This is a genomic window from Rhodococcus sp. NKCM2511 (assembly GCF_014905595.1).
Lineage (GTDB): Bacteria > Actinomycetota > Actinomycetes > Mycobacteriales > Mycobacteriaceae > Rhodococcoides > Rhodococcoides fascians.
Genome location: NZ_BNHJ02000001.1, coordinates 2944895 through 2959029, shown reverse-complemented (window position 1 = coordinate 2959029; position 14135 = coordinate 2944895). Strand labels below are relative to the sequence as shown.

General features: G+C 65.1%; 10 protein-coding genes. 5 read left to right on the top strand and 5 right to left on the bottom strand.

Annotated elements, in window-relative coordinates; genetic code table 11:
• Positions 1-3: 3 nt before the first annotated feature.
• Complete coding sequence (locus JLZ96_RS13720; protein WP_032400902.1) at positions 4-504, top strand: DUF4190 domain-containing protein; 501 nt, start codon at positions 4-6, stop codon at positions 502-504.
• Here the strand turns inward: JLZ96_RS13720 and JLZ96_RS13715 are convergent.
• Positions 490-1722 (bottom strand): MFS transporter, encoded by a 1233-nt coding sequence (locus JLZ96_RS13715; protein ID WP_032367604.1) that lies wholly within the window; start codon positions 1720-1722, stop codon positions 490-492. The two genes, JLZ96_RS13720 and JLZ96_RS13715, sit on opposite strands and share 15 nt — an antisense overlap.
• 82 nt (positions 1723-1804) lie before the next feature.
• On the opposite strand from JLZ96_RS13715, the gene JLZ96_RS13710 reads away from it, so the two are divergent.
• From JLZ96_RS13710 to JLZ96_RS13700, 3 genes are all read left to right on the top strand, one after another.
• A complete protein-coding gene (locus JLZ96_RS13710; RefSeq protein WP_201010368.1) occupies positions 1805-2716 on the top strand; it encodes a LysR family transcriptional regulator in 912 nt (303 codons plus the stop codon).
• 4 nt (positions 2717-2720) lie between these two features.
• On the top strand, positions 2721-3335 hold the full coding sequence (locus JLZ96_RS13705) for a histidine phosphatase family protein (protein WP_201010367.1): 615 nt from the start codon (positions 2721-2723) through the stop codon (positions 3333-3335).
• A gap of 96 nt (positions 3336-3431) precedes the next feature.
• A complete protein-coding gene (locus JLZ96_RS13700; RefSeq protein ID WP_236253952.1) occupies positions 3432-4928 on the top strand; it encodes a phage infection protein in 1497 nt (498 codons plus the stop codon).
• Here JLZ96_RS13700 and JLZ96_RS13695 read toward each other — a convergent pair.
• Positions 4863-5156 (bottom strand): putative quinol monooxygenase, encoded by a 294-nt coding sequence (locus tag JLZ96_RS13695; RefSeq protein WP_032367959.1) that lies wholly within the window; start codon positions 5154-5156, stop codon positions 4863-4865. The two genes, JLZ96_RS13700 and JLZ96_RS13695, sit on opposite strands and share 66 nt — an antisense overlap.
• Positions 5157-5258: 102 nt before the next feature.
• Between JLZ96_RS13695 and JLZ96_RS13690 the strand changes: the two genes are divergently transcribed.
• Positions 5259-6785 (top strand): MFS transporter, encoded by a 1527-nt coding sequence (locus tag JLZ96_RS13690; protein WP_201010365.1) that lies wholly within the window; start codon positions 5259-5261, stop codon positions 6783-6785.
• On the opposite strand, the gene JLZ96_RS13685 is transcribed toward JLZ96_RS13690, so the two are convergent.
• From JLZ96_RS13685 to gltB, 3 genes are all read right to left on the bottom strand, one after another.
• The gene (locus tag JLZ96_RS13685; protein WP_201010364.1) at positions 6786-7688 is read right to left on the bottom strand and encodes a cutinase family protein; all 903 of its coding nucleotides are present in this window, start codon (positions 7686-7688) and stop codon (positions 6786-6788) included.
• Positions 7689-7937: 249 nt separating this feature from the next.
• A complete protein-coding gene (locus tag JLZ96_RS13680) occupies positions 7938-9389 on the bottom strand; it encodes a glutamate synthase subunit beta (protein ID WP_032367609.1) in 1452 nt (483 codons plus the stop codon).
• A complete protein-coding gene (gene gltB / locus JLZ96_RS13675) occupies positions 9382-13971 on the bottom strand; it encodes a glutamate synthase large subunit (protein WP_201010363.1) in 4590 nt (1529 codons plus the stop codon). The genes JLZ96_RS13680 and gltB overlap by 8 nt, the downstream gene beginning before the upstream one ends.
• Between the last annotated feature and the right edge of the window lie 164 nt (positions 13972-14135).

Here is a 14135-nt window from a genome sequence, read left to right as displayed (position 1 = left end):
GCAATGGTCAATCCGCAGGGTGAAGGTAGCGACGCGTTCGAGAAGGACGAGCCGTACGGGGGTCAGCAGTACCCGCCGTATCAGGACCCGAACACGAGCTACCAGAACCCGCAGCACGGACAACCTCAATACCAAAATCCTCAGTACCCGAACCCCCAGTACGGACAACCCCAATACGGGCAACCCCAGTACGGACAGCCGCAATACGGTCAGGCCCCGTATGGCGGAGCGGGTTTTCGGCCGGCACCCGCCACGAACACGTTGGCGATCGTGTCGCTCGTGTTGGCGGTATTGGGTCTGACGTTCATCCCGCTGATCGCGTCGGTGTGTGCGGTGGTGTGCGGCCACGTTGCGAAGGGCCAGATCAAGCGCACCGGCGAGGGCGGGTCAGGATTCGCGACGGCAGGTCTGATCGTCGGCTACGTGTCGATCGCCCTGTTCGTCCTCGTCGTGGCTGCTATTTTCATCTTCGCGATAGCAGCCTCGAATTCATCCACGTATTGAGTTCGGTTGCTGCGCCAGTCGGCCGTTCATCGCTGCGGCCCACAGGCCGGCGATGACTGCCAACGCAATGACGAACAGCGCCAAGGCGTTCCATCCGAGTGACTGAAAGACCACTCCGCCGAGCCAGCCCACGACGGACGATCCTCCATAGTAGAACAGGTTGTACAGCGATGTCGCCTGCGCCCGTCCGTGGACGGCTCGCTGGCCGGTCCATCCCGACGCGATGGCGTGGGCGGCGAAGAATCCCATCGTGAAGATCACCAGCCCGGTGAGGATCACGGCCAAGTTCGACGCCATCGTCAGTGCGACTCCGGCGATCATGGTGGCGGTCGATCCGGCGAGGACGATCGATCGGCCGTGCTTCGTCGCCAACTTACCCGCCACTCGCGAGGACACCGTGCCACTGAGGTAGGCCACGAAGATCAAGCTGATCAGAGACTGTGGAAGACCGAAAGGCGCTGCCTCGAGCCGGAATCCGAGGAAGTTGTAGACCGCGACGAATCCTCCCATCAGCAGGAACCCCTGGCCGTACAGCGCCAGCATCCCCGGCTCTCGAAGATTCACCCACAACCGACCGGGTAGGTCACCGATCTTGCTGTGCACGAGGGTGGTTCGCGGCCGCGGTGCCAACCACACGAACAGTCCCGCTGCCAGCGCCGCGATCACCGACACGGTGAGGGTTCCGATTCGCCAGTTGGTCTGTTCTGCAACGGGTCCCGAAACAATTCGCCCCAGCAGACCACCGAGCGTCGTACCGGACACGTAGGTTGCCGCTGCCAGCGCGGTGTGATTGCGGTGCACCTCCTCGCTGAGATAGGCGATCGCGATGGCCGGAAGTCCCCCCAGCGCAGCACCTTCGAAGAATCGCAGGACCAGCAGCACCTCGAGCGAAGGCGACAGAGGCACCAGCAAACCCAGTGTCGTCGCGACGAGTATCGAGGCGGTCATCGCTCGAACGCGTCCGATTCGGTCGGCCGCGACCGACCACGGAATGACCGACACCGCGACGCCGACGGTCGCCAGGCCGACGGCGAGCGAGGACTGCGACGGGGTGATGTCGAGACTGGACGCGATCAGCGGCAGAATCCCCTGTACCGAGTAGAGCTGCGCGAACGTCGCCACTCCGGCGAACAGCAGCGCCAACACGAGACGCCGGTACTCGGTCGATCCCTTGGGATGCCCCTCCCACTCCAGGACCTCGGGCTGCGTCGTAGTCATGTCCAAGACGTTAGAAGCGCTCACGGTATACGTCCAATGCATGAGACCCCAGCGATCAATACGTCAGCGATATGCTTCGTTCATGCGCCGCGAGACCACCGAGCTGCTGCCGCTTCTGCCGACACTGGTCGCGGTGGCGGACACCGAGCACATCACTGACGCCGCCCACGTCCTGGGAGTCCCGCAACCCACCGTCAGTCGACAGGTCGCCCGCGCGTCGGCGATCCTCGGCGTCGACATCGTGGAACGACGGGGCCGCGGCATCGTGCTGACCAGTACCGGCCGCGTCCTCATCCCGTATCTTCAACGAGCCCTGAGCGACATCGACGCCGGTATCGACGCCATGACCGAGCACGACGCCCGAGCGCGTGGCCGCATAGCCGTCGCGTTCCAGAACACACTCGGTGAGGACGTCGTGCCGGCACTGATCCGGCACTTTCGCGTCGACCATCCCGCGGTGACGTTCGATCTCGACCAAGGCGCACGTGCGCGCTGCCTAAATCGCCTGGCAGATCGCACGTCCGACCTGGCGTTCGTGTCTTTGAGCGCCGAACACACCGACACGAATTCCTTTCAGCTGTACGACGAGCGGCTGATGCTGGTGGTCCCCGAACATCACCGCCTCGCGTCGCGGACGACGGTCGATCTCGCTGATACCGCCGACGAGAACTACATTGCCATGGGCCACGGATACGGAATGCGCTCGATCTGTGACGAGCTGTGGGCCGATGCCGGATTCAGCCCGCGCATCGCGTTCGAGGGACAGGACACCCATACCGTGCGCGGACTCGTCGGCGCCGGCCTCGGCATCGCCATCCTGCCGCGGATCCGTGCACACGGCGCCGAGGGTGGAACGGTCGACGTGGGACTCACCCAACCGGCTGCGCGCAGGCGAATCGGCATGGTGTGGGAGCCGGGAACGGACATGCCCCGCCAGGTGGCGGCCTTCCGCTCGATGGTGCAACGCAGTGGACGCACACTCGTGATTAGGTGAGTCGATGCAACTGGTTCTGGTACGGCACGCCCTTCCGCGACGATCGGAGTCCTCGGCCGATCCCGATCTCGACGAACTGGGCGTCGAACAATCCCGCAGAGTGCCCGATGCGCTGGCACGCTTCACGGTGTCCCGAGTCGTGTCGAGTTCGCAGCAACGCGCGATCCGGACCGCGCAGCCACTCGCCGAACGGCTCGGTCTCGAGATCACGACCGACGACCGTCTGACCGAATACGACCGGGACTTCGGCGGCTACGTCCCGATCGAGGCCGCGAAGACCGAATTTCGCGACGCCTACGACCGCATCAAGGCCGGTCACCTACCCGAGCAGGTCGACGAACAGGCCTTCCGCCAGCGAGTTCTCGCCGGAGTGGCCGATATCGTCTCGGCCGCCGCGCACTCCGATACCGTCGTCCTCTTCGCTCACGGCGGCGTCGTCAACATGCTGTTGCAAGACATTCTCCAGACCCCGAAAGTGCTCGGATTTCCCATCGACTACTGCTCGGTGACGCGTGTGCTCTTCTCCCGCAGCGGTGCCCGATCGGTCTCGTCGGTCAACGAGACCGCCCACGTGTGGGACCTGTTGCCGCGCAACCGGCAATCCACAGAGACCTCTTAAAGTCCCTGGTAGAGGGGCAGAACGGCCGCTGTGGATCGCTCCGAGTGGTCGGTGCGGCCGGCGCTGGCAGTTAGCCTCGAAGTCATCATGGGTGAAATGCGTATCTTCCGACGTCCTGCCGTTGCTCTCGTCGCACTGGCGTTCCCTCTGGTGGCTGTGGGTGCGTTCGCGCTCGGCACCGGCTACGACCTGGGCGGAGAATCGACCACGACGACCGCCGTTGCCGCCGACACTCAGCAGGCCCCGGCAGAGGCACAGCAGACGGCCGATCCCCTGTCCAAGGCCAGGAGCAGCCTCAACAGCGCCTCGCTCCCGATCACCTTTCTCTCCAGCGGCATCGGTCAGCTGACCGAAGGCGGAACGCAGCTCAACGACGGCGTCGGCCAACTTGCCGACGGCATCACCCAGGCTCACGACGGAACCATCCAGCTCGCCGACGGGTTCGGCCAGTACCGCGACGGCATCGGCCAGCTCGGTGACGGCGCATCGCAAATCAGCGGGGGTGTCGACCAGGTCGTCGACCAGCTCGCCGGATTCGGAGCTCTGCAGGCCGACTTCACGGCAAAGCTCGCCGCCACGGCAGACACCGTCGATCGCTTCCCGCATCCGGGATCCGACGCGATTTCCGGCGAGATCCGCGGAGTGATCGACAACCTCAACACTCAGGCGTTCGGTCCCGATACGCTCGCTCAACTGCAGACCCTCAAGGGTGGTGCTCAGCAGCTGTCGACCGAACTGAACGACCCCAACAGTCAGTTCCTCGGTGCCACCGCGCAGCTCGGCGACGCAACCGTGCAGTTGCGTGACGGACTCGGCCAGCTCGACGACGGCGGGCAGCAACTCAAGGCCGGCACCGATCAGCTCGTGACGTCGGTGAAACCCGTCGAGGGGATCGTCAACGGCATCGCCACCAATGTGCGCGACGCCTCCGCCGCCCTCCCGACAAAGGCGGCCGCCACGACCGATGACGCCACCTCCGACCAGAACGTTGCAGCGACGGCGACGAGCACCGGTACCGGTGCCACCCCGTATCTGATCGCCGCCCTCGTGGCACTCGGAGCTCTCGGCTGCGTCAGCCTCGTGCGGGTCCTGGGCAGGGACACCAAGCCGCGGTGGCTCGCCGTCGGAGCGGCCGTCGCCGCAGTGGGTGTCAGCGCGGCCGTCGCATTCGCCTTCGCCACCGACGCCGCCCTCGGACCGGTGATCGGAGCCGGCGCGTTCCTCATCGTGTCGGCCGCGGCTTATCTCGCCACCGCAGGCGCAATTCAACGAGTGCTCGGTGCCGTCGTCGGGCAGATCGTCAACGTCGTCGCCCTCGTGGTGCAGGTCGTCGTCTGCGGATTCGCGTACGCATCGACGGCACCGATCTGGGGAGACGTCGCCGCCTTCATGCCGATGAGCTACACCGCCGCCGGTGCCCGCATCATCGCGTCGGGAGAGATGAGCGGGACCGGGTGGCTGGCGATCGGTGCCACGGTGGCGCTGCTTGCCGTCTCGGCACTCGTGTACGTCAGCGCGCGGGCAGGCTCAACCGACGGGCCGGAGCGGATGGATGGCGGGCGGGGCCGCGAGATGGGCACCGAATTCGCTTAGCGCCTGCTGCAGGTGCGGGGTCTGCATGTGGCCGTCGAGGTCCTCCTGCGACTTCCATACCTCGATGGTGATGAAGGTGCCCGGCTCGACCGCCGACTCGAACAACTTGTAGGAGACGTTGCCGCTCTCCTTGCGTGACTCGGCGACCAGAGCCACGAGCCCGTCGCGCACGGTGTCGATTGCGTCCGGCTTGGCGGTGATCGTCGCGACTACCTCGAGATCGTTGATCATGCGGAATCGGTTCCTTCGTTCGGCGAGACACACTCTTCCTCACCGAACGTACTCCCGACCCACCTAAGGTGAGGTGTCCACGCGGGAAGGGAAGAAGCAGTGAATCAGACGGCAACCGAGGATCGCGCCACGAAGAAGGAATGGCTCGGCCTCGCGGTACTGGTGGTGCCGATCCTCGTGGTCTCCATGGACATGTCGGTGCTGTATCTCGCGCTGCCCTTCATGACCGCCGATCTCGAACCCACCAGCAACCAGACCCTGTGGATCCTCGACATCTACGGATTTCTGCTGGCCGGTCTGCTGATCACCATGGGCTCGCTCGGCGACCGTATCGGACGCCGGACCCTGCTGATGGTCGGCGCGGTGGTCTTCGGCGCGGCATCGCTCGCCGCGACGTTCTCCACCTCCCCCGAGATGCTGCTCGTCGCACGTGCTCTGCTGGGAGTGGGCGGAGCCACCATCGCGCCGAGCACACTGTCGTTGATCCGCAACATGTTTCACGACCCTGCGCAGCGCAAGGAAGCGATCGGCCTGTGGACCGCTGGTTTCGCAGGCGGCGCAGCCGTGGGCCCGGTCGTCGGAGGCGTTCTGCTGGAACACTTCTGGTGGGGTTCGGTCTTCCTGATCAACATCCCCATCATGGTCGTGCTCTTCGTTGCGGCCCCGCTACTGGTCCCCGAGTTCAAGGACAGCGACCCCGGAAAGTTCGACCCGATCAGCGTGATCCTCGCGATCTCGTCGATGCTCTCGATCGTGTTCGCCATCAAGCACGGTGCCCAGGACGGTATCGACGCCACGACGATCACCACCGCGATCCTCGGCCTGGCACTCGGCTTCGTGTTCGTCATCCGGCAACGCAAGGCATCGAACCCGCTCATCGACGTGACGCTCTTCGCCGAACGTGCTTTCAGCGCTGCGGTCGTCGTGCAATTTCTGGTCATCTTCTCCATGACCGGCTTCAGCCTGTTCGCCTCCCAGTACCTGCAGCTGGTTCTCGGACTCGGACCACTCCGCGCCGGACTGTGGTTGCTGATTCCCGCTGCCGCAGCGGCGGCCGGTGCCGTCACCGCACCGACGATGAGCAAGGTGATTCCCACCGGCACCATCATTTCGGCGGGCCTGCTGTCCATCGTCTTCGGCTGCGTCGCACTGATATTCGTGCAATCCGACTCCGGCCTGCCGCTGCTGCTGACCGGAATGGCCCTGGTCACGTTCGGAATCGGAGCAGCATCGACTCTGAACTCCGACATCGTGCTGACCGCAGCGGCCCCCGAAAAGGCCGGGGCTGCATCGGCATTGTCGGAAACCGGGGCCGAGCTCGGCGGTGCCGTCGGCATTGCCATTCTCGGGACTATCGGCAGCACCGTCTATCGACACCGTATGGAGGACGCCATCCCGGCGGGCACACCGGCCGAGATCGCCGATCCGGCCCGCGAAACCATCGGCGGCGCAATAGCCGTGGCCGACTATCTGCCGGAGCCGTTCGCAACGCAGTTGACCGACGTCGCGCACTCGGCCTTCATCGACGGCTTCAACCTCGCCGCCGGTACGAGCGCCGTGCTGATGTTCGTCAGTGCCGTGGTCGTGTTCCTGCTGCTCCGTCGGGTTCCTGCTAGTACGTCGTAGTCAGACCGCGTCGGCGAGGTAACGCGCCAACCACCGCGTCGCCGACACTCCGCCTCCGACGTCGTAGGTCTGATATTCCTGGTGGATGCCCGAGCGGTAGAAGGCCTCGATTTCCCGCTGACGCTGGGCATTGGCCTGATCCGACAGCTGCCCCTGCAGTACGGGTAATCCACCGGACGCAGCGAGGTCCGCGATCAAGGATTGTGCTTCCTGGGTGTACTGATCTGCGACGTCGGGCGCAGGGTTGGACGACACGGCGAGGAAGCCCGCGAGTCGCGCCACGTAGTCGTCCTTGGGCGTCGAGCAATACAGATCGCCGACGGCGCAGAACGTGCGCACCACCGGACTGACGTAGCCGAATCCACCGACCCTGGGTCCACCGACGCCGGTACCCACCACAGGGGGACCGACCAGGGCGTCGGTGTCCGACCGCTTCGGGTCGGAGACGAGCCCGACCGCCACCACCTTGTCGGCCGGAACCACCCCGAGACCGGTTCCGATGGACGCGGCGAGATCACCGGCCGCGTCCGCTCCCTGGCTGTAGCCGATGATGCCCAGTTTCGTTGCGCCGCAGCGATCCGCCATCGCCTTCAGCATGCCGCCTGCGTTGGTGACGGCAGCAGCACGGGACTGCCCGTACACCTCGCCCTCCCACGGGAACGCGGTGGCGGGATACGAGACGTACTCGGTGCGGATGTCCCCGCCGAGACGATCGGTGACGTCGGTCAGCATCCCCGGCTTCGGCGCAGCACCGGAGCTGGTCTCCCACGTTCCCGGAATCGCTACGACGTACATCGAGGGACAACCGCCGGGATCGGCGACGGCGGGCGATGCCCCGACGATTAGACCGGACGCAACAGCTGCAGCGACGCCGACACCGGCGCAGAATTTCTTGACACTCATGGGGAGGGGGCCTCACTGGGTGATCGAACGCTTCTTGTGTTCGATCACCACAATGACAGCGGCCTGTGACCATCCGATGCCCACATGGTTAACGGACGTAACCGTGCGTCACACGGTTCGCCGCCACCCGTCGGGATCGGTCGCGCCCCCGTCGGGATCGGTCGCGCCCCCGTCGGGATCAATGCGGCTTTCAGTCGCTCAGAGTGCAAGAAAGGGACATTGATCCCGACGGGACGGGCGAAAAACTACCTACCGCTGCGGTGCCTGGGTGGGCACGATCGGCGACGGCAGTGCCGTTGCTCCCTGCAGGAAGGTGTCGACGGCGGCCGCGCAGGAGCGGCCCTCGGCAATGGCCCACACGATGAGCGACTGACCGCGGCCCATGTCTCCGGCGACGAAGACGCCGGGCACGTTGGTGACCCACTCGTTGGTGCGTTCGACGTTTCCGCGCTGGTTGAAGTCGACGCCAAGGTCGGTCAACAGACCGCCCTTGTCGGGTCCGACGAAGCCCATGGCGAGGAGCACGAGATCGGCTTCGAGGGTGAACTCGCTGCCTTCGATCTTCTCGAACTTGCCGGCCTTGAACTCGACCTCGCATGCTTCGAGTGCGGTGACCTTGCCGTTCTCACCGACGAAACGCTCGGTGTTGACGGAGAAGACGCGCTCGCCGCCTTCCTCGTGTGCGGACGCGACGCGGTACATCAGCGGGTACGTCGGCCACGGGGTGGAGGTGGCACGCTCCTCGGGCGGACGGGCCATGATCTCGAACTGGTGGACGCTCGCCGCGCCCTGACGGTGCGAGGTGCCCAGGCAGTCTGCCCCGGTGTCGCCGCCGCCGATGATGACGACCTTCTTGCCCTCGGCACTGACCGGCGGCTGCTCGAAGTCGCCCTGCTGGACGCGGTTGGCGTGCGGCAGGAACTCCATGGCCTGGTAGATGCCGTCGAGTTCGCGGCCCTCGATGGGCAGGTCGCGCCAGGCGGTGGCACCGCCGGACAGCACGACGGCGTCGAACTGCTCGCGCAGTTCGTCGGCCGAGATGTCCACGCCCACATCGACACCCGTGCGGAAGACGGTGCCCTCGGCCTCCATCTGCGCGAGCCGACGATCGATGTGGCGCTTCTCCATCTTGAACTCGGGAATGCCGTAGCGCAGCAATCCGCCGATGCGATCGGCACGTTCGAACACCGTGACGGTGTGGCCGGCGCGGGTGAGCTGCTGCGCTGCAGCAAGTCCCGCCGGTCCGGAGCCGACGACGGCGACGGTCTTGCCGGTCAGGTGCGTCGGGTAGACCGGCGTGACCCAGCCTTCCTCGAAGGCCTTGTCGATGATCTCGACCTCGACCTGCTTGATGGTCACCGGATCCTGGTTGATACCCAGGACACACGCCGCCTCGCACGGAGCGGGGCACAACCGTCCGGTGAATTCCGGAAAGTTGTTGGTGGCGTGCAGGCGATCGATGCTGTCGCGCCAGCGATCCTTGAACACCAGGTCGTTCCACTCGGGAATCAAGTTCCCGAGGGGACAACCGTTGTGGCAGAACGGAATGCCGCAGTCCATGCATCGGCTGGCCTGGGTGCGCAGAGTGTCCTTCGAGAAGTCCTCGTAGACCTCTTTCCAGTCCATCAGGCGCAGATCGACGGGCCGCCGCTTGGGTACCTCGCGAACCGTGTTCTTCAAAAATCCCTGTGGGTCACCCACGAGCTGCCTCCATGATCGCTTCGTCCACGTCCGCGCCGTTCTTCTCGGCTTCGGAGATGGCCAGCAGTACCTTCTTGTAGTCGCGAGGCATGACCTTCACGAAATGGTTCACCTGCTGTGACCAATCCGCGAGGATCCGCTCGGCCACCTCGGAGCCGGTCTGCTCCTGGTGACGAGTGACGATGTCCTTCAACCAGGTGAATTCGTCGCCCTCGAGCTCGTCGATGTCGACCAGCTCGGTGTTGAGGTTGGCCTCGAACGTCTTGTTCGGATCGAAGATGAACGCGACGCCGCCGGACATGCCGGCACCGAAGTTTCGTCCCGTCGTGCCGAGGATGACGACCTTGCCGCCGGTCATGTACTCGCAGCCGTGATCGCCGACGCCTTCGACGACAGCAACGGCACCGGAGTTACGAACCGCGAACCGCTCGCCGACGACGCCGCGGATCAGGGCTTCACCGCTGGTGGCACCGAACAGGAACACGTTGCCGCCGATGATGTTGTCCTCGGCCACGAATCCCTTCGGAGCGTTCAGCGACGGCCGCAGCACGAGATGTCCACCGGACAAGCCCTTGCCGACGAAGTCGTTGGCGTCACCGTTGAGGCGCAACGTCATACCGGAGGGCACGAACGCACCGAAACTGTTGCCGGCCGAGCCGGTGAACGTGATCTCGATGGTGTCGTCCGGGAGGCCGACGCCGCCGTACGCCTTGGTCACCTCGTGTCCGAGCATCGTGCCGACGGTGCGGTTGACGTTGGTGATCTTGGACTCGAACGCGACCTTCTCGCCCTTGTCCAACGCATTGCGGCTGGCCGCGATGAGCTGCTGATCCAGGGCCTTGTCGAGACCGTGATCCTGAACGCCTGTGTTGTACAGGTTCTGGTTCATGAACGCCGATTCGACCTCTTCGAGGATCGGCGACAGATCGAGCTTCGACGCCTTCCAGTGCTCCTTGGCCGCGGTCGTGTCGAGCAGACCGACCTGGCCGACGGCCTCGTCGAGGGTACGGAAGCCGAGCTCGGCCATGAGCTCGCGCACCTCTTCGGCGATGAACATGAAGAAGTTCTCGACGAACTCGGGCTTGCCCGCAAAACGCTTGCGCAGCAACGGGTTCTGTGTCGCAACACCGACGGGGCAGGTATCGAGGTGGCAGACGCGCATCATGATGCAGCCCGAGACGACGAGCGGAGCGGTGGCGAAACCGAACTCCTCGCCGCCCAACAGAGCCGCGACCATGACGTCGCGGCCGGTCTTGAGCTGACCGTCGACCTGCACGACGATGCGATCGCGAAGACCGTTGAGCAGCAACGTCTGCTGGGTTTCGGCCAAGCCGAGCTCCCACGGTCCACCTGCGTGCTTGACCGACGTCAGCGGCGTCGCGCCGGTGCCGCCGTCGTGGCCCGAGATGAGCACCACGTCCGCGTGCGCCTTGGACACACCCGCCGCAACGGTGCCGACTCCGACCTCGGAGACCAGCTTGACGTGAATACGAGCCGACGGGTTCGCGTTCTTCAGGTCGTGGATCAGCTGCGCGAGATCCTCGATCGAGTAGATGTCGTGGTGCGGCGGCGGCGAGATCAGACCGACACCCGGCGTGGAGTGCCGAACCTCGGCGACCCACGGGTACACCTTGTGAGCCGGAAGCTGGCCACCCTCACCGGGCTTGGCTCCCTGCGCCATCTTGATCTGGATGTCGGTGCAGTTCGTCAGGTAGTGCGAGGTGACGCCGAAACGTCCCGACGCGACCTGCTTGATGGCACTGCGTCGCCAATCGCCGTTCTCGTCCGGCTCGAAGCGCGAGACGTCCTCGCCGCCCTCACCGGAGTTCGAGCGTCCACCGAGACGGTTCATCGCGATGGCAAGGGTCTCGTGCGCCTCGGCCGAGATGGAGCCGTAGCTCATCGCACCCGTGGAGAAACGCTTGACTATCTCGCTGGCCGGCTCGACCTCGTCGATCGAAATCGCCTGTCGCTCTTCGGTCTTGAAGCGGAACAGACCGCGCAGCGACGCGAGCCGCTCGGACTGGTCGTCGACCATCTTCGTGTATTCCTTGAAGATGTCGTACTGACCGGTGCGGGTGGAGTGCTGCAGCTTGAAGACGGTGTCGGGGTTGAAGAGGTGGTACTCCCCTTCCCGACGCCACTGGTACTCGCCGCCCGTCTCGAGCTCACGGTGTGCGCGTTCCTGACGGTTGTCGAGGTACGCGACGCCATGTCGCGCTGCGACGTCGTCGGCGACCTGGTCGAGATCGATACCGCCGAGGTGGCTGTTCAGCCCGGTGAAGTACTCGTCGACCAGTTCCTGCGACAGGCCGATGACCTGGAACAGCTGGGCTCCGGTGTACGACGCGAGGGTCGAGATGCCCATCTTGGACATCACCTTCAGCACGCCCTTGCCTGCGGCCTTGATGTAGTTGCCGACGGCCTTGTCGAAGTCGATGCCGGTGAGGGCACCGCGCTCGATCATGTCCTCGATCGACTCGAAGGCCATGTACGGATTGACCGCTGCCGCACCGAATCCGATGAGCAGAGCCATGTGGTGGACCTCGCGGGCGTCACCGGCTTCGATGATCAGACCGACCTTGGTGCGCGTCTTCTCACGAACGAGATGGTGGTGCACTGCCGAGGTGAGGAGCAACGACGGGATCGGAGCGAGCTTCTCACTGGACTCTCGATCGGAGAGCACGATGATGCGCGCTCCGCCCGAGATGGCAGCGGAAACCTGAGCGCGGATGGCCTCCAACGCCTTTCGGAGACCCTCACCGCCCTCGGCAACCGGGTACAGGCCACGAACGACCACCGAGCGCAGCTCTTCCTGCGTGCCCTCGTCGTTGATGTGGACGAGCTTGGCGAGGTCGTCGTTGTGCAGGATCGGCTGGGGCAGCACGATCTGCTTGCAGCCGTCGGCACCCGGGTTGAGCAGATCGCCCTCGGGACCGATGGTGCCGCCGAGGCTGGTGACGATCTCTTCACGGATCGCGTCGAGCGGCGGGTTGGTGACCTGGGCGAACAGCTGCGAGAAGTAGTCGAACAACATCCTCGGACGTGCCGACAGCACGGCGATCGGGGTATCGGTACCCATCGAACCGATGGCCTCGGCACCGGACTTCGCCATCGGCGAGACCAGCACGTTCAGTTCCTCGGTGGTGTATCCGAAGATCTGCTGGCGGATCAGCACGCGATCGTGCGGCATGTGCACGTGCGGCCGCTCGGGCAGATCGTCGATCGACGTCAGGCCCTCGTCGAGCCACTGCTGGTACGGGTGCTCGGCGGCGAGTTCGTCCTTGATCTCGTCGTCGGAGACGATGCGGCCCTGCGCGGTGTCCACCAGGAACATCCGGCCCGGCTGCAAGCGAACCTTGCGGACGACCTTGGACGGGTCGATGTCCAGCACGCCGACCTCGGAAGCCATGACGACCAAGCCGTCGTCGGTGACCCACAAGCGGCTGGGGCGCAGACCGTTGCGGTCCAGAACGGCGCCGATGACGGTCCCGTCGGTGAAGCACACCGAGGCCGGTCCGTCCCAGGGCTCCATCAGCGAGGAGTGGTACTTGTAGAACGCCCGACGTGCGGGGTCCATGGATTCGTGCCGCTCCCAGGCCTCGGGAATCATCATCAGCACGGCATGCGGCAGGCTGCGGCCGCCGAGGTGCAGCAGTTCGAGCACCTCGTCGAAACGTGCTGTGTCACTGGCTCCGTGGGTGACGACGGGGAAGATCTTCTCGAGCGCTTCCGAGCCACCGAACACGTCGGAGGTGATGAGGGCCTCGCGGGCGCGCATCCAGTTCTCGTTGCCGGTCGCGGTGTTGATCTCACCGTTGTGTGCGACCCGACGGAACGGGTGGGCCAACGGCCACGACGGGAACGTGTTGGTCGAGAAACGCGAATGCACAAGTCCCAGTGCACTTTCGACGCGCTCGTCCTGCAGGTCGAGGTAGAAGCCCTTGAGCTGGGGCGTGGTCAGCATGCCCTTGTAGACGAACGTCTGCGAGGACAGTGACGGGAAGTACACGGTCTCGCGACCGGGGCCGTCCTTGCCTGCGCCCTCTTCACCCAACTCGTGTTCGACGCGCTTGCGTATGACGAAGGCACGACGCTCGAGTTCGAGGTCGGTGATCGCCGCGTCGGGAGCGGAGAAGAACAACTGACGGAACGTCGGCATCGCGTCGCGCGCCAACGCGCCCAAGGAGGAGTCGTCGGTGGGGACCTCACGCCATCCGAGGACGGTCATGCCTTCGCTCTCGACGATGCGCTCGACACCCTCGCACGCGCGTGCGGCGTCGCTGCGGCCCTGCGGCAGGAATGCGACACCTGTTGCGTAGGCACCGGGTGCGGGGAGCTCGAAGTCTACGACGGCGCGGAAGAACGCGTCCGGTACCTGGATCAGAATGCCCGCACCGTCGCCGGTGTTCGGTTCGGAGCCCGCGGCACCGCGGTGCTCGAGGTTGACCAGTGCGGTGATCGCCTTCTCGACGATGTCGCGACTGCGGCGACCGTGCATGTCCACCACGAATGCGACACCACAGGAGTCGTGTTCGTTGACGGGATCGTAGAGGCCTTGCGGGCCCGGAGTGTGCTTCATACCTAGCCTTCGGATAAGTCCAGCCTTGAAACTCGTCGGCGACGGTGTGGTGTAACCGGCTGCTCGAACGGCCTGCGGTGCGTCCTCGCCGTTGAAGCAGCACCTGTCGATCTTCCACGCTTTCCTCTGCACGGGCGGGTGGGCTCGTGGTAGAAAAGTGAAGG

Coding starts and splice junctions, on each gene's coding strand:
- JLZ96_RS13720 (WP_032400902.1), top strand. CDS start 4: ATGGTCAATCCGCAGGGTGAAGGTAGCGACGCGTTCGAGAAGGACGAG.
- JLZ96_RS13715 (WP_032367604.1), bottom strand. CDS start 1,722: ATGACTACGACGCAGCCCGAGGTCCTGGAGTGGGAGGGGCATCCCAAG.
- JLZ96_RS13710 (WP_201010368.1), top strand. CDS start 1,805: ATGCGCCGCGAGACCACCGAGCTGCTGCCGCTTCTGCCGACACTGGTC.
- JLZ96_RS13705 (WP_201010367.1), top strand. CDS start 2,721: ATGCAACTGGTTCTGGTACGGCACGCCCTTCCGCGACGATCGGAGTCC.
- JLZ96_RS13700 (WP_236253952.1), top strand. CDS start 3,432: ATGCGTATCTTCCGACGTCCTGCCGTTGCTCTCGTCGCACTGGCGTTC.
- JLZ96_RS13685 (WP_201010364.1), bottom strand. CDS start 7,688: ATGAGTGTCAAGAAATTCTGCGCCGGTGTCGGCGTCGCTGCAGCTGTT.
- gltB (WP_201010363.1), bottom strand. CDS start 13,971: ATGAAGCACACTCCGGGCCCGCAAGGCCTCTACGATCCCGTCAACGAA.